General features: G+C 60.7%; 21 protein-coding genes. 4 read left to right on the plus strand and 17 right to left on the minus strand.

Annotated features, from left to right (window positions below; translation table 11 throughout):
- Positions 1-104: 104 nt before the first annotated feature.
- Positions 105-254: a hypothetical protein gene (locus ACODTZ_RS13660; RefSeq protein WP_018898674.1), complete on the plus strand. Its 150-nt coding sequence runs from the start codon at positions 105-107 to the stop codon at positions 252-254.
- A 3-nt stretch (positions 255-257) separates the two neighbouring features.
- Here ACODTZ_RS13660 and ACODTZ_RS13665 read toward each other — a convergent pair whose 3' ends face one another.
- The 7 genes from ACODTZ_RS13665 to ACODTZ_RS13695 all read right to left on the minus strand — a co-directional run bounded on the left by ACODTZ_RS13665 (position 258) and on the right by ACODTZ_RS13695 (position 5,476).
- Entirely contained in the window at positions 258-896 is a 639-nt protein-coding gene (locus ACODTZ_RS13665) for an HAD family hydrolase (protein WP_489026603.1), read from the minus strand.
- Positions 897-967: 71 nt separating this feature from the next.
- Positions 968-1,501, minus strand: a complete 534-nt coding sequence (locus tag ACODTZ_RS13670) for a MerR family transcriptional regulator (RefSeq protein WP_047513173.1) — start codon at positions 1,499-1,501, stop codon at positions 968-970.
- Between the two features lie 230 nt (positions 1,502-1,731).
- The gene (locus tag ACODTZ_RS13675) at positions 1,732-2,070 is read right to left on the minus strand and encodes an integration host factor subunit alpha (protein ID WP_018898677.1); all 339 of its coding nucleotides are present in this window, start codon (positions 2,068-2,070) and stop codon (positions 1,732-1,734) included.
- A 109-nt stretch (positions 2,071-2,179) separates the two neighbouring features.
- Complete coding sequence (locus ACODTZ_RS13680; protein ID WP_489026336.1) at positions 2,180-3,151, minus strand: beta-ketoacyl-ACP synthase III; 972 nt, start codon at positions 3,149-3,151, stop codon at positions 2,180-2,182.
- Positions 3,152-3,170: 19 nt separating this feature from the next.
- The gene (plsX, locus tag ACODTZ_RS13685) at positions 3,171-4,217 is read right to left on the minus strand and encodes a phosphate acyltransferase PlsX (RefSeq protein WP_047513181.1); all 1,047 of its coding nucleotides are present in this window, start codon (positions 4,215-4,217) and stop codon (positions 3,171-3,173) included.
- Positions 4,218-4,320: 103 nt separating this feature from the next.
- Positions 4,321-4,875, minus strand: a complete 555-nt coding sequence (locus ACODTZ_RS13690) for a YceD family protein (protein WP_111561167.1) — start codon at positions 4,873-4,875, stop codon at positions 4,321-4,323.
- Positions 4,876-4,885: 10 nt separating this feature from the next.
- A complete protein-coding gene (locus ACODTZ_RS13695; protein ID WP_489026338.1) occupies positions 4,886-5,476 on the minus strand; it encodes a ubiquinol-cytochrome C chaperone family protein in 591 nt (196 codons plus the stop codon).
- Between the two features lie 187 nt (positions 5,477-5,663).
- On the opposite strand from ACODTZ_RS13695, the gene ACODTZ_RS13700 reads away from it, so the two are divergent.
- Positions 5,664-6,194, plus strand: a complete 531-nt coding sequence (locus ACODTZ_RS13700; protein WP_111561165.1) for an outer membrane protein assembly factor BamE — start codon at positions 5,664-5,666, stop codon at positions 6,192-6,194.
- Positions 6,195-6,271: 77 nt separating this feature from the next.
- On the opposite strand, the gene ACODTZ_RS13705 is transcribed toward ACODTZ_RS13700, so the two are convergent.
- The 3 genes from ACODTZ_RS13705 to ribH form a co-directional block, all read right to left on the minus strand.
- Positions 6,272-8,410 (minus strand): sodium-translocating pyrophosphatase, encoded by a 2,139-nt coding sequence (locus ACODTZ_RS13705; protein ID WP_489026339.1) that lies wholly within the window; start codon positions 8,408-8,410, stop codon positions 6,272-6,274.
- A 215-nt stretch (positions 8,411-8,625) separates the two neighbouring features.
- Positions 8,626-9,108, minus strand: a complete 483-nt coding sequence (nusB, locus tag ACODTZ_RS13710; protein ID WP_018898684.1) for a transcription antitermination factor NusB — start codon at positions 9,106-9,108, stop codon at positions 8,626-8,628.
- Positions 9,109-9,111: 3 nt separating this feature from the next.
- Positions 9,112-9,567, minus strand: a complete 456-nt coding sequence (ribH, locus tag ACODTZ_RS13715) for a 6,7-dimethyl-8-ribityllumazine synthase (RefSeq protein WP_018898685.1) — start codon at positions 9,565-9,567, stop codon at positions 9,112-9,114.
- A 230-nt stretch (positions 9,568-9,797) separates the two neighbouring features.
- On the opposite strand from ribH, the gene ACODTZ_RS13720 reads away from it, so the two are divergent.
- Both ACODTZ_RS13720 and ACODTZ_RS13725 read left to right on the plus strand, forming a co-directional pair.
- A complete protein-coding gene (locus tag ACODTZ_RS13720; protein WP_489026341.1) occupies positions 9,798-10,301 on the plus strand; it encodes a cupin domain-containing protein in 504 nt (167 codons plus the stop codon).
- A gap of 17 nt (positions 10,302-10,318) precedes the next feature.
- On the plus strand, positions 10,319-10,855 hold the full coding sequence (locus tag ACODTZ_RS13725) for a GNAT family N-acetyltransferase (protein ID WP_489026343.1): 537 nt from the start codon (positions 10,319-10,321) through the stop codon (positions 10,853-10,855).
- Here the strand turns inward: ACODTZ_RS13725 and ACODTZ_RS13730 are convergent.
- The 7 genes from ACODTZ_RS13730 to ACODTZ_RS13760 form a co-directional block, all read right to left on the minus strand.
- Positions 10,818-11,438, minus strand: coding sequence for a riboflavin synthase (locus tag ACODTZ_RS13730; RefSeq protein ID WP_111561161.1), 621 nt, complete (start codon positions 11,436-11,438; stop codon positions 10,818-10,820). The two genes, ACODTZ_RS13725 and ACODTZ_RS13730, sit on opposite strands and share 38 nt — an antisense overlap.
- Positions 11,438-12,736, minus strand: a complete 1,299-nt coding sequence (gene ribD, locus ACODTZ_RS13735) for a bifunctional diaminohydroxyphosphoribosylaminopyrimidine deaminase/5-amino-6-(5-phosphoribosylamino)uracil reductase RibD (RefSeq protein WP_489026345.1) — start codon at positions 12,734-12,736, stop codon at positions 11,438-11,440. The genes ACODTZ_RS13730 and ribD overlap by 1 nt, the downstream gene beginning before the upstream one ends.
- Positions 12,737-12,739: 3 nt before the next feature.
- Positions 12,740-13,216: a transcriptional regulator NrdR gene (nrdR, locus tag ACODTZ_RS13740; RefSeq protein WP_047513200.1), complete on the minus strand. Its 477-nt coding sequence runs from the start codon at positions 13,214-13,216 to the stop codon at positions 12,740-12,742.
- Between the two features lie 9 nt (positions 13,217-13,225).
- A complete protein-coding gene (glyA, locus tag ACODTZ_RS13745; protein WP_489026347.1) occupies positions 13,226-14,524 on the minus strand; it encodes a serine hydroxymethyltransferase in 1,299 nt (432 codons plus the stop codon).
- A 154-nt stretch (positions 14,525-14,678) separates the two neighbouring features.
- Positions 14,679-15,983: a L,D-transpeptidase family protein gene (locus tag ACODTZ_RS13750; protein ID WP_112973538.1), complete on the minus strand. Its 1,305-nt coding sequence runs from the start codon at positions 15,981-15,983 to the stop codon at positions 14,679-14,681.
- Between the two features lie 458 nt (positions 15,984-16,441).
- Positions 16,442-16,957, minus strand: coding sequence for a transcriptional regulator LdtR (ldtR, locus tag ACODTZ_RS13755; RefSeq protein ID WP_018898693.1), 516 nt, complete (start codon positions 16,955-16,957; stop codon positions 16,442-16,444).
- Between the two features lie 130 nt (positions 16,958-17,087).
- A complete protein-coding gene (locus ACODTZ_RS13760) occupies positions 17,088-17,525 on the minus strand; it encodes a DUF6163 family protein (RefSeq protein WP_018898694.1) in 438 nt (145 codons plus the stop codon).
- Between the last annotated feature and the right edge of the window lie 144 nt (positions 17,526-17,669).

The raw sequence follows: 17,669 nt of genomic DNA on the forward strand, positions 1-17,669 counted from the left end.
GGCGCTTGCCCTGCCGCGATCATCTGACTATTGGGACGTCAGATTGCTCAGGGAGACATAGCATGGAAATCGAGATCCCCTGCCCGAAGTGCAGGAATACCAGAATGAAGTTCGAACGCCCGCAGCCGCTGGATAGCGACATGCTGACGTGCTTCACCTGCGGCCACGAGCTCGGAACGCTCGGTTCCGTCAAGGCGAAGATGATGGCGGCATTCGAGCGGATGCAGAAGCAAGGCCTGCCGCGCAAGCAGTAAGCGCTAGCCGCGCGTAAAGCCGATACGCCCGTCTTCGGCGATCGTAACACTGCAACCGAGATAATCGGCAATCGACATATGCGGGGTATCAAAAGGCGTGGCGTGGGTCTGTGTCACAACAACCACATCCGCGCCCGCCGCCTCGCCCGCGAGAATGCCGGCGACTGCGTCCTCGAACACGAGGCACCTGGCCGGATCGACGCCGAGACGTTCGGCGCCAAGACGATAGCCCTCAGGGCTTGGCTTTCCGGATGAAACCTCTTCACCCGTTACAATCACTTTCGGCATCGGGATGCCGGCTGCGGCCATTCGGAGCTTGAAAAGCTCTGTCGGCGCTGACGTGACGATCGCCCAGCGCTCGGGCGGCAGGCTGTTCAGGAATTTCACCGCGCCCGGGATCTCGATGATCCCGTTTACGTCCTCAAGCTCTTCCTCAAGCAACAATTTTGCTTCGTGCTCGGGATCGACACCCGGCAGTGCCAGATTGCGGATCACGTCGCTGGCGCGAACGCCGTGGATGGTCTTCAGGAAAACCTCGGGCTCAAACCCATGCTTCAACGCCCAGCCGGTCCAGACGCGCTCGACGACGGCGATGGAGTTGAGCAGCGTTCCGTCCATGTCGAAGAGGAAGGCGTCATACATTTTTGTGGGAAGCGGCACGCGAAGCTCCTGGCTGGCAATATGAGATCATCTCGGGCGGCTTGACGTCGGTCTTAGCGGACCTGGTCGAGAAGGCGCTTGCATTCCAGGAGATCATAGAGCGCCTCCTGCAACAGCGCGCGATCTTCCTTGCCGACGCTCGACTTGCCGAGCGACACCTCGGCCGCCTCGTCGTCGCCACCGCCGAAGTTGAAGAAGCGGCGGGACGCCGGCGCCTTGGCGCGTCCGACCAACTGATCTTCCTCGGACATGCCGACCCTGGGCTCGCCGGCTTCGCTTTCGCTCTGGCCTGTCAGCGCCTGGACGCTTGCGAGATCGCCATGGCCGATGGCGATGACGAACTTGTTGCCGTTGGTCTTCAGGAGCTTCTGCACACCCTTGATGGTGTAGCCGTGATCATAGAGCAGATGGCGGATGCCCTTCAGCAGGTCCACATCTTCCGGCCGGTAATATCGCCTGCCACCGCCGCGTTTCATCGGCTTGATCTGCGGGAAGCGGGTCTCCCAGAAGCGCAGCACGTGCTGCGGAAGATCGAGGTCATCCGCTACTTCGCTGATGGTGCGAAAAGCATCCGGGCTCTTATCCAAGGTTCTCACTCCCTACGCGATTTTCAGCACGCGATCTTCAGCGCGTCGCGCTTACCGTTTATCGGCAAGGCGAAGGGGCTCGCACCTGATATGTCCGAGCCGCGACTCATCATATTTCAACGGTTTGCTTGCGTTAATTCAAGTCACGTCTCGAATTCGCACAGAAAACGTTGCGGAAAATTCACGGGAAGCGTCGATCAGCCTCGTCGGGCGACGAGATCGGAAAGCGATCAGGCAGCCGGATTGGCCGGCTTGGTCTTGACCTTGCGCAGGGTGTGCGCCTTCAGGATGCGGGTCTTCAAGACGTTCGACGCCTTGAAGGTCATCACGCGGCGCGGAGAAATCGGCACTTCTTCGCCGGTCTTCGGGTTGCGGCCGATGCGCTCGTTCTTGTCGCGCACCTGGAAGGTCGCGAAGGAGGAAAGCTTGACCGTTTCACCACGAACGATGGCGTTGCAGATCTCGTCGATAACAGTCTCCACGAGCTCCGCCGATTCCGTTCGGGACAGACCGACTTTACGAAAAACGGATTCCGCCAAGTCTGCGCGCGTGACTGTTTTGCCGGTCATCTTTTTCCCTGCCCATCGGTTTTGTTTTGTGAGGACGAGCGAAGAGTATTTGTCTTGCGCCTTACGGTCAAGCCCTTGTTCGTTGTCAGCTTTTTGGGTTTTTAGCCTGTTACCAGCGCAGCAGGACGGCACCCCAGGTGAAGCCGCCGCCCATCGCCTCAAGCATGACGAGATCGCCCTTCTTGATACGTCCGTCACCGGCTGCAACCGCGAGCGCGAGCGGGATCGAAGCCGCCGACGTGTTGCCGTGCAGGTCGACGGTGACGACAACCTTTTCGGGCGCGATGTTGAGCTTCTTGGCGGAGCCATCGATGATGCGACGATTTGCCTGATGCGGCACCAGCCAGTCGAGATCGTCGGAGGTGGTGCCGGTGCTGTCGAAGGCCGCCTGGATGACGTCGGTGATCATGCCAACCGCATATTTGAAGACTTCGCGGCCTTCCATGCGCAGCTTGCCGACGGTGCCCGTGGTCGACGGTCCACCATCGACGAAGAGCTTTTCCTTGTGCGAGCCGTCGGAACGCAGATGCGCGGTCAGAACGCCACGGTCCGCAGTGGTCCCCTCGCCTTCGGCTGCCTCGAGCACGATCGCGCCCGCTCCATCGCCGAAGAGCACGCAGGTCGTGCGGTCGTTCCAGTCGAGAATGCGCGAGAAGGTTTCGGCGCCGATGACGAGCACGCGCTTGGCAAGGCCGCCACGGATATAGGCGTCGGCGGTGGTGACCGCGTAGACGAAACCGGTGCAGACTGCTTGCACGTCGAAGGCAAAGCCGTGGCTCATGCCGAGACGGTTCTGGATGCTGACGGCGGTCGCCGGGAAGGTGTTGTCCGGCGTCGACGTCGCGCAGATGATCATGTCGATGTCATCGGGCGTCATGCCGGCCTTTTCGAGCGCCGCCAGAGCCGCCGCCGCGCCAAGCGAGGACGTCGTCTCATCTTCTCCGGCGAGATAACGCTGGCGAATGCCCGTGCGCTGGACAATCCATTCGTCGGAGGTGTCCACGACATCTTCCATGTCGCGATTGGTCATAGCGCGTTTCGGAAGCGCGGATCCGAAACCGCGAACCACTGAACGGATCATATTCTTCAAATCCCGTCGCTCATGCCGCTTCCGGCCCGATTGGGGGCAGCCGCTTGGCATGATACTTTTGCAAATCGTTTTCTATTTTCTGATTGAGGCCATTCTTGGCCATGTCGTAGCCGACCTCGATCGCAGATGCGATCCCTTCGGCATTGGCGCCGCCGTGGCTCTTGATGACCACGCCGTTGAGGCCGAGAAACACGCCGCCATTGACCTTGCTCGGGTCCATCTTCTCGCGCAACATGTCGAACGCGCTCTTGGCGAAGATATAGCCGATCTTGGCAAGCAGGGTGCGCGACATCGCGGCTTTGAGATATTCGCCGATCTGGCGAGCGGTGCCTTCAGCCGCCTTCAGCGCGATGTTGCCGGCGAAGCCTTCGGTGACCACGACATCGACGGTTCCCTTGCCGATGTCATTGCCCTCGACGAAGCCGAAATAATCGAGCGAGTCGATATTGGCCTCGCGCAGCAGGCGTCCGGCTTCCTTCACCTCTTCCTGGCCCTTGATCTCTTCCACACCCACATTGAGCAGGCCGATCGTCGGACGGTCGATTTCGAACAGCGCGCGCGCCATGGCGCCGCCCATGAGCGCGAAATCCATCAGTTGCTGGCTATCGGCGCCGATCGTCGCGCCGACATCGAGCACGATGCTCTCGCCGCGCATGGTCGGCCAGATCGCCGCGATCGCCGGGCGCTCGATATTGGCCATCGTGCGCAGACAGAACTTGGCCATCGCCATCAGCGCGCCGGTGTTGCCGGCGGAAACCGCGACATCGGCGTCCTTGGTCTTCACAGCCTCGAGCGAACGCCACATGGAAGAGACATAGCGGCCGCGGCGCAATGCCTGGCTCGGCTTCTCGTCCATGCGCACGGCAAGTTCGCAATCGTGGAGAACGGATTTCTCCTTCAGCTTCGGAAACTGGGCGAGAATAGGCTCGCACTGTTCCTTCAAGCCATACATCACGAACGAAATGTCCGGATGCCGTTCCAATGCCTTTGCGGCACCGGGGATGACTACCTGGGGACCAAAGTCGCCACCCATGAGGTCGAGAGAAATTCTGATCACGCGTCCCTGATCCTTTTTTTTCGTCCCAGGAGGGCGAAATTTTGGCCAAAATACCGGTTTTACCGTCGCTGACAACTGAATTATGTCAAACCGCGAGCGGCTTTCAGTCCTTTTTCCAGTCTTTCAGAACAGCAAAGGCGGAAGGCTTCTTATCGTTTTCTCCGGTGTCTTCTATGTGACCATCGAAGGCAACGCCCTCTTTGCGGGGGTACGGATCGATCGCCATGGCGGCGAACTCGGTGGCGACTTCGCCGGCATCGATCGTGTCACCGACAAAGCTTTCCGGCAGGTCGGGACCATCGGGATCCAGCATCATTTCGCCGGTATCGTTGGCCGGACGACGCGCAAGCTTGGAGTTTTCGGGCACGAAGATCTGCTCGAAAGGCTCATCGATCTTCGACGGCACCGGCTCCAGCGTGACGACACAGCTCTGGACGATGCTCGCCCGCACCCTGCCCTTCACGCGGATGCCATCCTTTTTCCATCGCGCGATCTGCAGATCGGCGCGGAAATCATCGACGGAGATCACGTCCCAGGTTTCGGCGAGCGCCCGCAACTCGTCCTTGTCGGCCTCCAGATGGACGTCGACCGGGTTGGCCGAGACGTTGCCGACCTTGACCAAATAGGAGAAAGGCGTGTCTTCGTTTGAATTCTTCATCATTGTCTCCTCACGCGACGGCGGGCAGCGTTGCCGAGCCGGTCGCGATCGTGTCTTCGGACTGTGCCGACAAGTGTCTTTCAGCGGAAAACATCCAATCGGCAAGCGCGCGCATATCGACCGGATCTGTTTCCTTCGGATGAATGTTGCGGCCAAGCGCCACGGCGAGAGCCTCGGCGTCTCCAGCGTCCATCGCCTTGGAATAGGCTTCGAGCCGGCCGTAGAACATGCCGGCGAGTTTCTTCATGCGCTTCGGCACGGTGTTGTCGCCGATGCCGAGTTCGCGGATCGAATAATCGATATCCTGGAAGAATGCATCCACGATTTCCTGCGCGATTTCCTGGCCACTCGTCTCGGATGCACGCGTGCGGCGAAAAAACAGGATCATGACGGCCGACAGCATTTCGAAGCGACCCATGACCGTATCCGGCACGCCGAGTCTCTCGTAAAGCGCGGGCATGCGGGCGGCCGATGTCAGCGCCTCATATTGCCGGTCGACGATCGCCTGGTTGTTGTTTTTCTTGCCGAAGAGCCCGAATATCATTGTTTTTTCCGGAAAGGCCTCGTTCTTGGCGCCAACCTGCGTCCGGCCTTGTTGCATGATTTCGAAAGCTGGTTTACCGAAGCATGCGCGAATTGCAATGGCGAAGGTGGCCACTTTCGGGACAGCGCTTCGACGATGGCCACTCGGCAGATGGCTCACGTCCGACCCCGGAAAGGCCACAATGGTTTTGCATCAGCGTAACATTGCATGGCCGATGGCTGGTATCGATACGTTAAGGGAGTAGATGTCGTTGAAGAAACGGTATTTCAAGTCTGACAAGAAATTCCTCAGCAATGCCGCCATTGCCATCATGATCGCCTCCGCCGGATTGACCGGCTGCCAAACGGGTACGGTTCTCAACGGCGGTTACGTCGCCGACGAGCAGTCGCTCAACCTGGTTCCCGAGGGTTCGAGCCGCGAGCAGGTTCTGCTGTCGCTGGGCACGCCTTCGACGACCGCCACCTTTGATGGCGAAGTCTTCTATTACATCTCGCAGCGCCGCGAGCGCTCCATGGCGTTCCAGAAGCTGAAGGTCGTGGACCAGAGCGTTCTGGCCATCTACTTCGACAAGGACGGCGTAGTAGTCCGCCGCGCCAACTACACGCTCAAGGACGGCAAGCCGTTCGACACCATCACGCGCGTTACGCCGACTGGTGGTAAGGATCTCACCTTCCTGCAGCAGCTGCTTTCCGGCGGCAGCGCCGCGAACATGGCCAAGGGCCTGTTCGGCGCCGGCGATCGTCCTTCGCCGCAGAACCCGGCCAGCTTGCGCTAAGCGTCAAGTCATTCGCCCACACAAAACCCGCCGGATCGCTCCGGCGGGTTTTTCATTGGTTACAGGTTTAAGATCGATCAGCCCGCCAGGATGGCAAGCAGCAGCAGTGCCACGATATTGGTGATCTTGATCGCCGGATTGACGGCGGGGCCGGCTGTGTCCTTGTAGGGGTCGCCGACTGTGTCACCGGTTACGGATGCCTTATGGGCTTCCGAACCCTTCATGTGGCGCGTGCCGTCCTTGTCGACGAAGCCGTCTTCGAAGGACTTCTTGGCGTTGTCCCATGCGCCGCCGCCCGAGGTCATCGAGATCGCGACGAACAGACCGTTGATGATGACGCCCAGCAGCGATGCGCCAAGGGCCGCAAATGCCGATGCCTTGGAGCCCGAGATCAACAGCACGCCGAAATAGACGACGATGGGCGCGAGCACAGGCAGAAGCGACGGAATGATCATTTCGCGAATGGCGGCCTTGGTCAGAAGATCGACCGCCTTGCCGTAATCCGGCTTCTCGGTGCCCTGCATGATGCCGGGCTTTTCGCGAAATTGCTTGCGCACTTCCTCGACGATCGATCCAGCCGCACGTCCCACCGCCGTCATGGCGATGCCGCCGAAGAGATAGGGTATGAGGCCGCCGAAGAGCAGTCCGGCGACGACATAGGGATTGGAGAGATCAAAGGAGATCGCGCCGATGTTGGCGAAGTACGGGTACTGATCACCATGCGCGGCGAAATATTGCAGGTCGTTCGAATAGGCCGCGAAGAGCACGAGGGCGCCGAGACCGGCGGAGCCGATCGCGTAGCCCTTGGTGACGGCCTTGGTGGTGTTGCCCACCGCATCGAGCGCATCCGTGGACTTGCGCACTTCAGGTGGCAGATGCGCCATTTCGGCGATGCCGCCCGCGTTGTCGGTAACCGGACCGAAGGCGTCGAGCGCCACGATCATGCCGGCAAGGCCGAGCATGGCGGTGACGGCGATGCCGGTGCCGAACAGACCACCCAGCTGGAAGGTAGCCAGGATGCCGCCGACGATGACGATCGCCGGTAGTGCCGTCGATTCCAACGATACGGCGAGCCCCTGGATGACGTTGGTGCCATGTCCCGTCACCGATGCCTGGGCGATCGAATTGACCGGGCGCTTGTTGGTGCCGGTGTAGTATTCGGTGATGACGACGATCAGCGCGGTGACGATGAGGCCGACGATACCGCAGATGAAGAGGTTCATGCCGGTGATGTCATGACCGGCGACCGTGCCGATCGGACCCCAGCCGACTGTCAGCGACGTTGCAGCACCAAGACCCAGGATCGACAGCAGGCCGGTGACGATGAGCCCCTTGTAGAGGGCGCCCATGATTGAGCCATTGCTGCCGAGCTTCACAAAGAAGGTACCGATGATCGAGGTGATGATGCAGGCGCCGCAAATCGCCAACGGGTAGATCATCGCCGACGCGAGAATGGGCGTGCCGCCGAAGAAGATGGCGGCTAGAACCATCGTCGCGACGACAGAGACGGCGTAGGTTTCGAAGAGGTCGGCCGCCATGCCGGCGCAATCGCCGACATTGTCGCCAACGTTGTCGGCGATGGTCGCGGGGTTGCGTGGATCATCTTCCGGGATACCGGCCTCGACCTTGCCGACGAGATCGCCGCCGACATCGGCGCCCTTGGTGAAGATACCGCCGCCGAGACGGGCGAAGATCGAGATCAGCGATGCGCCGAAGCCGAGCGCGACCAGGGAATCGATGACTTCACGCGAGGCGGGATCGTGGCCGAGCACGCCGGTGAGGATCAGATAGTAGATGGAGACGCCAAGCAGCGCCAGGCCGGCGACCAGCATGCCGGTAATGGCGCCCGATTTGAAGGCGATGCCAAGCCCGGCGGCCAGGCTATGCGAGGCAGCCTGCGCGGTGCGCACATTGGCGCGAACCGAAACGTGCATGCCGATGAAGCCCGCGGCGCCCGAAAGCACGGCACCAACCAGAAAGCCGATCGCGGCCGTGGCGGAGAGCAGCAGCCAGGCGGCGATGAAGACGACGACGCCGACAATGGCGATTGCCGTATACTGGCGCGTCAGATAGGCCTGCGCGCCTTCGCGAATATATCCTGCAATTTCCTGCATGCGGGCGTTCCCCTGATCGGCTGATAGCACCGACCGGATTGCCCAGATGGCATAGACCACCGAAAGCAAACCGCACGCTATTACGCATAAAAGAATCGTCATTTCGCTCTTTCCTCCAAAAGAGCCGGAGCTCACTCCCTCTCCGGCTGCGAACACGCCGTCCTCATTTCCTCCCACAGAAATGCTGCAACGCCGAGTGGAGATTGCGGGGAGGAAAACGGGACGTCAAGCCCGCAAGGGCTGAAAACCCTTACGGAGCAATGGGAAAGAGGAGATTGGCCGATTGGAGGAAGAAGCCGATTCTTGCGCGCGAAACGCTACTTTTTCTGATCGCCGCGAACTTGCTTGGCGATGCGGTCGAGAACAGCGTTGACGAGCTTGGGCTCATCATCGCTGAAGAACGCCTGGGCGATCTCGACATATTCGGTGACGATGACCGCGACCGGTACGTCCTTGCGGTCGAGCAGTTCGAAAACGCCGGCACGAAGGATGGCTCGAACGGTGCTGTCGAGACGCGACAACGCCCAATCGTCCTGCAACGCCGAGGCAACCAGCGGATCGAGGCGCTTCTGTTCGCGCACGACGCCGGAGACGATCGAACGGAACCAGGACGGGTCAGCCTTCAGGTAGGTTTCGCCATCCAGTTCCTGGCCGAGACGATGGGCTTCGTATTCGGCGACGATTTCCAGAACGCCGGTGCCGCCGATATCCATCTGATAGAGCGCCTGAACGGCGGCGAGACGCGCGGCGCCACGCTGGTTCGCTGCCTTGACCGGACGCTCTACGTTTTCGTTGCTCATGCCTTATGCACCCAGCTTTTTCTTCAGCTCGATCATGGTGAGAGCTGCGCGAGCGGCAAAGCCACCCTTGTCCTTATCCGAACGACGTACGCGCGACCAAGCCTGCTCGTCGTTTTCGACCGTCAGGATACCATTGCCGATGGCAATGGATTCACTGACGGACAGGTCCATCAGAGCGCGCGAGGATTCGTTCGACACGATATCGAAGTGGTAGGTCTCGCCGCGGATGACCATGCCGAGCGCGACGTAGCCGTCGTAGTTCGTGCCGTCATTATCCGCTCCATCGAGAGCCATTGCAATCGCAGCCGGAATTTCCAGCGCGCCAGGAACGGTGACGACGTCATAGGTCGCACCGGCTTCCGTCAATGCGAAGGTTGCGCCTTCCAGGAGAGCATCAGCCATGTCGTCGTAGAAACGTGCTTCAACGATCAAGATATGAGGAGCGGTTTCTCGCGCCATGGGTCACCTTCATTTCCTAGAGGACTTGCCGTTCGACAGGCGGCGGTCAAAACATGCCTTCGGCAGAATGGCAAGCAAATTCGGCTCATGGCTGCGGTGCAAAATCGCGAATCGTCCCGGCGAACGCCGAGGTGCTGGTTAGCCACCGGAGCGAAAACGCTGGGTCCTGATCGATAACGGGTTGATTTCCCGCGCAAACTCATAGTTCCCTCAGGCAAAGGGAGACGAGAATGACCGATCAGCAAACACCCGTTGTCAACGTGGATGCGCTCAGCCTGGAGCGCTGGAGGCAGGGAGAGCTTTACCAGAGCGCGGATACATCCTTCGGCGCGATGCTCGGGCTGAAAGGGCTCGGCGTCAGCTATAACGAGGTACCCGCGGGCAAGTCGGGCTGTCCCTTTCACAACCATCATGCCGAGGACGAGATGTTTTTCGTGATCGAGGGGACCGGCGAGTATCGCTTCGGAACGGAGCGCTATCCGATCCGCAAGGGCGATGTGCTTGGCGCGCCGGCGGGCGGGCCGGAGACGGCGCACCAGATCATCAACACCGGCGAGACCCCGCTGATCTATCTCGGCATTTCGACAAAGGCTGCGACCGATATCGTCGAATACCCGGACTCGGGGAAGTTTCTTGCGAAGACGCGCTGCGAGGGATCGCCCGATCGGTCGTTTCGCGTGATGGGCCGGGCCGGCGACGATCTCGACTACTGGGATGGCGAGCCGGGAGCCTGACGAGGAAAGCGATCGCAATGACCGAGATACCGACGATCGAGACCGGGCGGCTGATCCTGCGGCCGCACGCGCTTGAGGATTTCGAGGCTTATCATGCGCTCTGGAGCAACGATGCGGTCGTGCGCTTCATCAGCGGGGTGGCATCGACGCGGGAGCAGAGTTGGGGGCGCATGCTGCGCGTCGCCGGCATGTGGCACCATATGGGCTTCGGCTTCCTCGCCATCGAAGAAAAAGAGAGCGGGAAGTTCGTAGGCGAAGCCGGCTTTCTGGAGATGAAGCGGGACATGCAGCCCGTCAGCACCGAGGGGACGCTGGAAACGGGCTGGGCGTTGATGCCGGAGGCTCAAGGCAAAGGCTACGCGACGGAAGCGCTGCGGGCATTGATCGGCTGGGCGGAGGTGCACTTTCCGTCACGGCCGATGAGCTGCATCATCGATCCCGACAATGCCGCCTCGCTGCGCCTTGCCGAAAAGCTCGGCTTTGGCGATGCGAGGCGCACGAACTACAATGGCGAGGTTATTCTGCTTTCGCGACCGGGAACTCGGCCAACCTAGCGGCGTAACGCGCCATTGTGTCGACCTCGAAATTGACGAAATCGCCAGCCTGGCGCTTGCCCCAGGTCGTGACCTCGAGCGTGTGGCGAATAAGCAGAACGTCGAAGTCGGTGCCATCGACGGCATTGACCGTCAGCGATGTGCCGTCGAGCGCGATCGAGCCCTTGGGGGCGACGAACTTCGCCAGATGCTCCGGCGCGCGGATGCGGAAACGGGTGGCATCGCCCTCTTCGGTGACGGAGAGGATCTCGGCCTTGCCGTCGACATGGCCGGAGACGATGTGGCCGCCCAGCTCGTCGCCAATCTTCAGCGAACGCTCGAGATTGACGGGGCTGCCCTCTTTCCAGGTGCCGATCGTCGTCAGGCGCAGCGCTTCTTCCCAGGCTTCGACCTCGAACCAGCGGCCGTTGCTGCCCTCTTCGGGCAGGCCGGTGACCGTCAGGCAGATGCCGGAATGCGAGATCGAGGCGCCCATGTCGATGGTCGCCGGATCATAGCTGGTCGCCACGCGAAGCTTGATGCCTTCCTTGAGAGGCGAAACGGATTCGATCGTGCCGACGTCGGTGACAATGCCTGTAAACATCAAACTTCTCTTTCGTATTCGTCCAGGCTGTCGTCGCCAACTCTGCGCGTGCCCACATGTTTGAAATCGGATGGGATATCGGTTTTGCGGACCGGCGTTTCAATACCGCCTTGCCCAATCGTGCCCGGCCCCTGGTAGAGCAGGATGCGGTCGACATAGCCGGCCTCGAGGAAAAGCCGCGCCGTCTTGGCGCCGCCTTCGACCAGCAGCGAGGAAATGCCGCGGGAGGCGAGTGCCGGGAGAAGCTGTTCCGGGTGGTAGGGGTGGCAGTAGACGACCTCGACGCCAGCGGATTCGAGGGCTTGGCGGCGGGCTTCGAGTTGGGCGGTATTCTCGTTGGCGTTGGTGGGTGTGTTCCCCCCCTCTGCCCTGCCGGGCATCTCCCCCACAAGTGGGGAGATTGGCTGGGGACGGCCACTCGTTCCACCTTCAACGTTTTGGACAGACGCTGGCAACGAGTCGATCTCCCCCCTTGTGGGGGAGATGTCCGGCAGGACAGAGGGGGGTAACTCTTGCTCCCCCGTCTCGGACCCGGAAACCTCCTCACGCCCCACCACAATGACCGGCACCTGCCGAGCCGTCCGCACCAGCTTCGACGTCAGCGGCAGCTCCAGCAAGGGATCCAGCACGATCCGCACCGGCGAGCGCCCCTCAAGCCCCGGGATACGAACCGTCAGTTCCGGATCATCGGCAACGGCGGTCCCGATACCAACGAGGATCGCATCCGTCTCGGCGCGCAGTTGCTGCACCTCGGCGCGCGCCGCGGGACCGGTAATGGCGATCTGCCCCTCGCCCATGCGGCCGATCATGCCGTCTTGAGAAACGGCAAGCTTCAGAATCACATAGGGACGGTTCTTCGTCTGGCGGGTGAGATAGGCGGCGAGCGAGTGGCGGCCCTCTTCTTCCAACAACCCGGTCTCGACCGTGATGCCGGCGTCTCGAAGCATGGCGATGCCCCTGCCCGACACGCGCTCATCGGGATCGGTGACGCTGATGACGACGCGGGACACGCCGGATGCGATCAGCGCATCGGCACAGGGCGGCGTCTTGCCGTGGTGGGAGCATGGCTCGAGCGTGACATAGGCGGTGGCGCCGCGGGCCAGTTCACCGGCCTCGGCCAGCGCCTGCGGTTCGGCATGTGGACGGCCGCCGACAGCGGTCGTGCCACGGCCGACGATCTCGCCGTCGCGCACGACGACGCAACCAACGGAGGGGTTTGTGGATGTCTGGCCGAGATGGAGGAGACCCAGGCGGATCGCCTCCTGCATGAATTGCGCGTCGTCTGGCGAAGCGCTCATCGCTCAGCTATCCAAGGGATCGCGAGCGATCTTGGCGTTGATCTCCGAGATCACCTTCTCGAAATCCTCGGCGTGGCTGAAATCGCGGTAGACCGAAGCGTAGCGCACGAAGCCGACGTCATCGAGGCTCTTCAGCGCTTCGAGAACCTGCAAGCCGATCTGCTCGGAGCTGATCTCGACCTCGCCGGAGCTTTCCAGGCGTCGGACGATGCCCGAGACCGCGCGCTCTATGCGGTCGCGGTCGACGGGGCGCTTGCGCAGTGCGATCTCAAAGGAACGCACCAGCTTGTCGCGATCAAAAGGCACCTTGCGGCCGGTCTTCTTCGAGACCATGAGCTCGCGCAGCTGCACGCGCTCGAAGGTCGTGAAACGACCGCCGCAATCAGGACAGATACGCCTGCGGCGGATGGACGTATTGTCCTCCGCCGGGCGTGAATCCTTGACCTGTGTGTCTTCCGATCCGCAGAATGGGCAGCGCATGCGCTATCCTTAGCCGATGTAGTCGTACATTGGGAAGCGGCCGGTGAGGTTCATCACCTTGTCGCGTACGGCTGCTTCAACGCCGGCATTGCCTTCGTCGGAGTTGGCCGCCTTCAGGCCATCGAGAACCTCGACGATGAGATTGCCGATTTCCTTGAATTCCGCTTCCTTGAAGCCGCGCGTCGTGCCGGCAGGCGCGCCGAGGCGAACGCCGGAGGTGACGAAGGGCTTTTCTGGGTCGAACGGAATACCGTTCTTGTTGCAGGTGATGTAGGCGCGGCCGAGCGCTGCTTCGGCGCGCTTGCCCGTTGCGTTCTTCTTGCGAAGGTCGACCAGCATCAGGTGGTTGTCGGTGCCGCCGGAGACAACGTCGAGGCCACCTGAGATCAGCGTTTCCGACAGCGCCTTGGCGTTCTTGACGATCTGGGCCGCGTAGTCCTTGAACTCAGGCTGCAGCGCTTCGCCGAAGGCAACGGCCTTGGCGGCGATGATGTGCATGAGCGGACCACCCTGGAGACCCGGGAAGACGGCCGAGTTGAACTTCTTGGCCAGATCTTCGTCGTTGGTCAGGATGACACCACCGCGCGGGCCGCGCAGCGACTTGTGGGTCGTGGTGGTCGCAACGTGGCAGTGCGGGAACGGCGACGGATGCTGGCCACCGGCAACGAGACCGGCGATGTGAGCCATGTCGACCATCAGATAGGCGCCGACTTCATCAGCAATCTCGCGGAAGCGCTTCCAGTCCCAGATGCGGGAGTAAGCGGTGCCGCCGGCGATGATGAGCTTCGGCTTGTGGGTGCGTGCCTTCTCGGCGACGTCATCCATGTCGAGCAGGTTATCGCCTTCGCGAACGCCGTAGGAGACAACGTTGAACCACTTGCCGGACATGTTGACCGGCGAACCGTGCGTCAGGTGACCGCCAGAGTTGAGGTCGAGGCCCATGAAGGTGTCGCCCGGCTGCAGCAGCGCGAGGAAGACAGCCTGGTTCATCTGCGAACCGGAGTTCGGCTGAACGTTGGCGAAGTTGACGCCGAAGAGCTTCTTGGCGCGTTCGATCGCAAGTTCTTCCGCGATATCGACAAACTGGCAGCCACCGTAGTAGCGCTTGCCCGGATATCCCTCGGCGTACTTGTTGGTCATGATGGAGCCCTGGGCTTCCAGAACCGCGCGGGAAACGATGTTTTCCGAGGCGATCAACTCGATCTCATGACGCTGGCGACCGAGTTCCTTTTGGATCGAACCGAAGATTTCCGGATCGGTATCGGCAAGCGAGCGATTGAAGAAGGTCTGGGTAGAAGCATTGGTCATCGGCGGGCTCCTTAACTGGAATGCGCTAGGCTATTAGCGCCCTGCCCCGCCAAGGGCAATACGGAGAGCGACATTTGCTGGGCAATCTACGCGCAACAAAAAACCGCGCCATAAAAGACGCGGTTTTTTATAACTCTGAGGCAGCTTGCGGCTCTTACTGAACCGGCTGCTCCATGCCCGCGGTCGTGTCGAGCGCGAGTTCGGCATTGCCGTCCATCTGGTAGATATCGTCGCGGAACTGCACGATACCGTCAGGCATGCCCCAGGCGGAGATGTAGACGAAGTAAACAGGCACTTCCTCGGCCAGCTTGATCGGCGTGTTGACGCGGGTGGTGATCACCTGCTCCATCTGCTGGCGGGACCATGGAGGCGTGTCGCGCAGCAGCCAGGTGGTCAGGTCGCGAACGTTCTGGACGCGGACGCAGCCGGAGGATTCGAAGCGCATGAGCTTGTTGAACAGGCCCTGCTGCGGCGTGTCGTGCATGTACTCGCCGTTCTTGTTGTAGAAGTTGATTTTCGTCGAGGCCATGGCGTTGATCTTGCCCGGGTCCTGACGGAACATCAGGTTCGGCGCCTTTTCGGCGTTCCAGTCGATCGTCTCCGGGGCGACCTCCGTACCCTTGCCGTCGATCAGACGAATGTTGTTCTTCGTCAGATAAGTCGGGTCCTTGCGCATCAGCGGCACGATGTCCTTTTCGACGATCGAGCGCGGCGCGGTCCAGTAAGGATTGAGGATGACCTCGTAGATCTTCGAGTTGACCAAGTGTGTCGGGCGGCTCAGACGGCCGACCACCGCGTTGTGGCGCGTCACGACACTACCGTCCTCGATGCCCTCAACGTAAGCGGCCGGGATGTTGACCATCACGTGGCGACGGCCGAGCTCCTCCGGGAAGGTCTGCAGGCGGATCAGGTTGGTGTTCAGCTGCTGCAGGCGCACGTCGGCCGGGATGTTCATCGCCTTCAGCGTGAATTCACCGAGCACGCCGTCGGCCGGGAGGCCGTGACGCGCCTGGAAGCGCTTGACCGCGCCATCGACGTAGGAATCGAAGGACGAGGACATGCCCGCTTCCTGCGGCAGGTCGCCGGTGACGAAGAGGCGCTGGCGCAGTGCCTGGACGGACTGATCGGTGACGCCGATCTGCAGGCGCTGCTGGCCCGGATTGACCTGCGGCCAACCGCCTGCGGATGCGATCTGCTGATACTGGGCAATCGCCTGCTGAATGCTGGGGACGGACTGCGGTCCGAGGATCGGGGTGTTCGACACCACGGCGGTTGCCGTACGGGACGCTGCCTTCGCATCGAACTGGTCATCCCAGTCACCGCGCTCCGGTGCATTGATGAGCGAATCGATCGCCGATTGCGCCAGTGCCGGCGCCGCTACCGAGCTTGCGCCAACGGCTGCGGCCGAAGCAAGAAATGCCCGCCGAGAGAGAGCTTCAGTACCTGTTTTTTTAGACATGCATCCCAACCACAATAATGCCGCCGCTTGAGAGACCGGTGGCTTTGCCCTTCGTCACCGCGATAACGCAGTCACTACCCATCCGTTGCCACGGCGCACCTCAAATTCTCGCTGCCGGCGATCACATGATCGCGAGCAGGAAAGGCGAGGTTCTCAAAACCCCGGATTCGAAAAGCGCCGATTGCCGTATATTTCCGCTGCCATGCTAATATGGCCAATTCGTGTCTCCGCCGAAAAGTGCAACTTTCGATAGCGATCGAAGCGAAGAATGAACCAAACCATTGCAAGGATTCTGCCGGCTAATAGCGGCTAAAAGGCGGCTTGAATACAGGGGTTTAAGGCTCGAAGCGCGGTTGGCCGGCCATGCGTTGCAAAGATGCCACGTCGGCGCAAACGGCAAAGCCGGACGCGCAGGGAAACGCATCCGGCTTTCTTTGACCTTGGAGGGGTCTTGTTGCTTAGAGACGATACATGATCGAGTCGTTCCAGAAGCGGTCGAGACGGGTCAGCAGCTTGTTCATCTGCGCGAACTCGTCGGTGCCGATGCCGCCGACCTTGTCGATCGATGCCGTGTGGCGCTCATAGAGCTTGGCAACCGTTTCGGCGATTTCCTGGCCGGTTTCCGTCAGGCTGATGCGGACCGAGCGACGGTCGATGCGCGAGCGCTGGTGGTTGATGAAGCCGAGGTCGACGAGCTTCTTGACGTTGTAGGAAACGTTGGAGCCCAGGTAGTAACCGCGAGAGCGAAGTTCGCCGGCGGTCAGTTCCGAGTTGCCGATGTTGAAGAGGAGGAGAGCCTGGATGGCGTTGACGTCGCTGCGACCCTGACGGTCGAATTCGTCCTTGATGACATCCAGAAGACGACGGTGAAGACGTTCAACAAGATGAAGGGATTCCATGTAAAGATCGCGGATACCCAGGTCCTGCTGTTCACGGAAGTTCGATACCGCCTGCGGCTTGATTTTCGTATTCATGATGACTGCCTCACTGTTTTGTTTGGCGGTGTTGGTTGTCTTCCCGCCTTGAGACAGACCCTATCGAATACAGATAAAATTCTACTTAAACTGCAGGCTTAACAGTGCCTTACCAAAACGCGCTGTTGTATCAGGGTAAATCAACGCTTACCTGCTGCCGGCGCCGGCGCTTCTCCTGCCAGAGCAAAAAGCGGAAAACAGCGTAGATAATGGCCACTGCCGCATGCAGGAGAATGATGAGTTTGTTGGCTCCGAAAATCTCCGGAAGAAAGCCATACATTATGATCTGGCCACCGGCCGCGAGCACCCAGATGACGGGTCCCCAGGAGACAGCCAGCCAGAGCCCGAGGGCAGCCACGGGAAACAGAACCGCAAGGCTGGTGCTCGCCACCTTCCACGGCAGGCTCAGAAGATCGAAGCGTCCCGCACCGATCAGCGAGTAGCCGACAAGCATCGCCCAATACTGCAATCCGAACCAGAAACACGAGATCGCGATCAGGCGCAGGAACAGGACAAAGAGAACGCCGGTGAGCGTGCTTTTCGGTATGGTCGGAGAATCAGCGTTCATGGGTCAGACAATAGGAGTGCTGCGGCGTCTTCGCCAGCGGTTGATCGCAAGCTGTTGATTGGTTGCGGCCATTCGCCCGGTTTGGATTTGTCGGATGGCATGATAGTGAGCGCAGTAACAATTGGAACTGCCAAGAGCTGGAAC

The organism is Rhizobium sp. FG113 (assembly GCF_057809895.1).

Excerpts from the sequence above, each read along its gene's own strand:
- ACODTZ_RS13660 (WP_018898674.1), top strand. The coding sequence starts at position 105 with ATGAAGTTCGAACGCCCGCAGCCGCTGGATAGCGACATGCTGACGTGC.
- ACODTZ_RS13665 (WP_489026603.1), bottom strand. The coding sequence starts at position 896 with ATGTATGACGCCTTCCTCTTCGACATGGACGGAACGCTGCTCAACTCC.
- ACODTZ_RS13675 (WP_018898677.1), bottom strand. The coding sequence starts at position 2,070 with ATGACCGGCAAAACAGTCACGCGCGCAGACTTGGCGGAATCCGTTTTT.
- ACODTZ_RS13680 (WP_489026336.1), bottom strand. The coding sequence starts at position 3,151 with ATGATCCGTTCAGTGGTTCGCGGTTTCGGATCCGCGCTTCCGAAACGC.
- ACODTZ_RS13690 (WP_111561167.1), bottom strand. The coding sequence starts at position 4,875 with ATGAAGAATTCAAACGAAGACACGCCTTTCTCCTATTTGGTCAAGGTC.
- ACODTZ_RS13695 (WP_489026338.1), bottom strand. The coding sequence starts at position 5,476 with ATGCAACAAGGCCGGACGCAGGTTGGCGCCAAGAACGAGGCCTTTCCG.
- ACODTZ_RS13700 (WP_111561165.1), top strand. The coding sequence starts at position 5,664 with ATGTCGTTGAAGAAACGGTATTTCAAGTCTGACAAGAAATTCCTCAGC.
- ACODTZ_RS13705 (WP_489026339.1), bottom strand. The coding sequence starts at position 8,410 with ATGACGATTCTTTTATGCGTAATAGCGTGCGGTTTGCTTTCGGTGGTC.
- nusB (WP_018898684.1), bottom strand. The coding sequence starts at position 9,108 with ATGAGCAACGAAAACGTAGAGCGTCCGGTCAAGGCAGCGAACCAGCGT.
- ribH (WP_018898685.1), bottom strand. The coding sequence starts at position 9,567 with ATGGCGCGAGAAACCGCTCCTCATATCTTGATCGTTGAAGCACGTTTC.
- ACODTZ_RS13720 (WP_489026341.1), top strand. The coding sequence starts at position 9,798 with ATGACCGATCAGCAAACACCCGTTGTCAACGTGGATGCGCTCAGCCTG.
- ACODTZ_RS13725 (WP_489026343.1), top strand. The coding sequence starts at position 10,319 with ATGACCGAGATACCGACGATCGAGACCGGGCGGCTGATCCTGCGGCCG.
- ACODTZ_RS13730 (WP_111561161.1), bottom strand. The coding sequence starts at position 11,438 with ATGTTTACAGGCATTGTCACCGACGTCGGCACGATCGAATCCGTTTCG.
- ribD (WP_489026345.1), bottom strand. The coding sequence starts at position 12,736 with ATGAGCGCTTCGCCAGACGACGCGCAATTCATGCAGGAGGCGATCCGC.
- nrdR (WP_047513200.1), bottom strand. The coding sequence starts at position 13,216 with ATGCGCTGCCCATTCTGCGGATCGGAAGACACACAGGTCAAGGATTCA.
- glyA (WP_489026347.1), bottom strand. The coding sequence starts at position 14,524 with ATGACCAATGCTTCTACCCAGACCTTCTTCAATCGCTCGCTTGCCGAT.
- ACODTZ_RS13750 (WP_112973538.1), bottom strand. The coding sequence starts at position 15,983 with ATGTCTAAAAAAACAGGTACTGAAGCTCTCTCTCGGCGGGCATTTCTT.
- ldtR (WP_018898693.1), bottom strand. The coding sequence starts at position 16,957 with ATGAATACGAAAATCAAGCCGCAGGCGGTATCGAACTTCCGTGAACAG.
- ACODTZ_RS13760 (WP_018898694.1), bottom strand. The coding sequence starts at position 17,525 with ATGAACGCTGATTCTCCGACCATACCGAAAAGCACGCTCACCGGCGTT.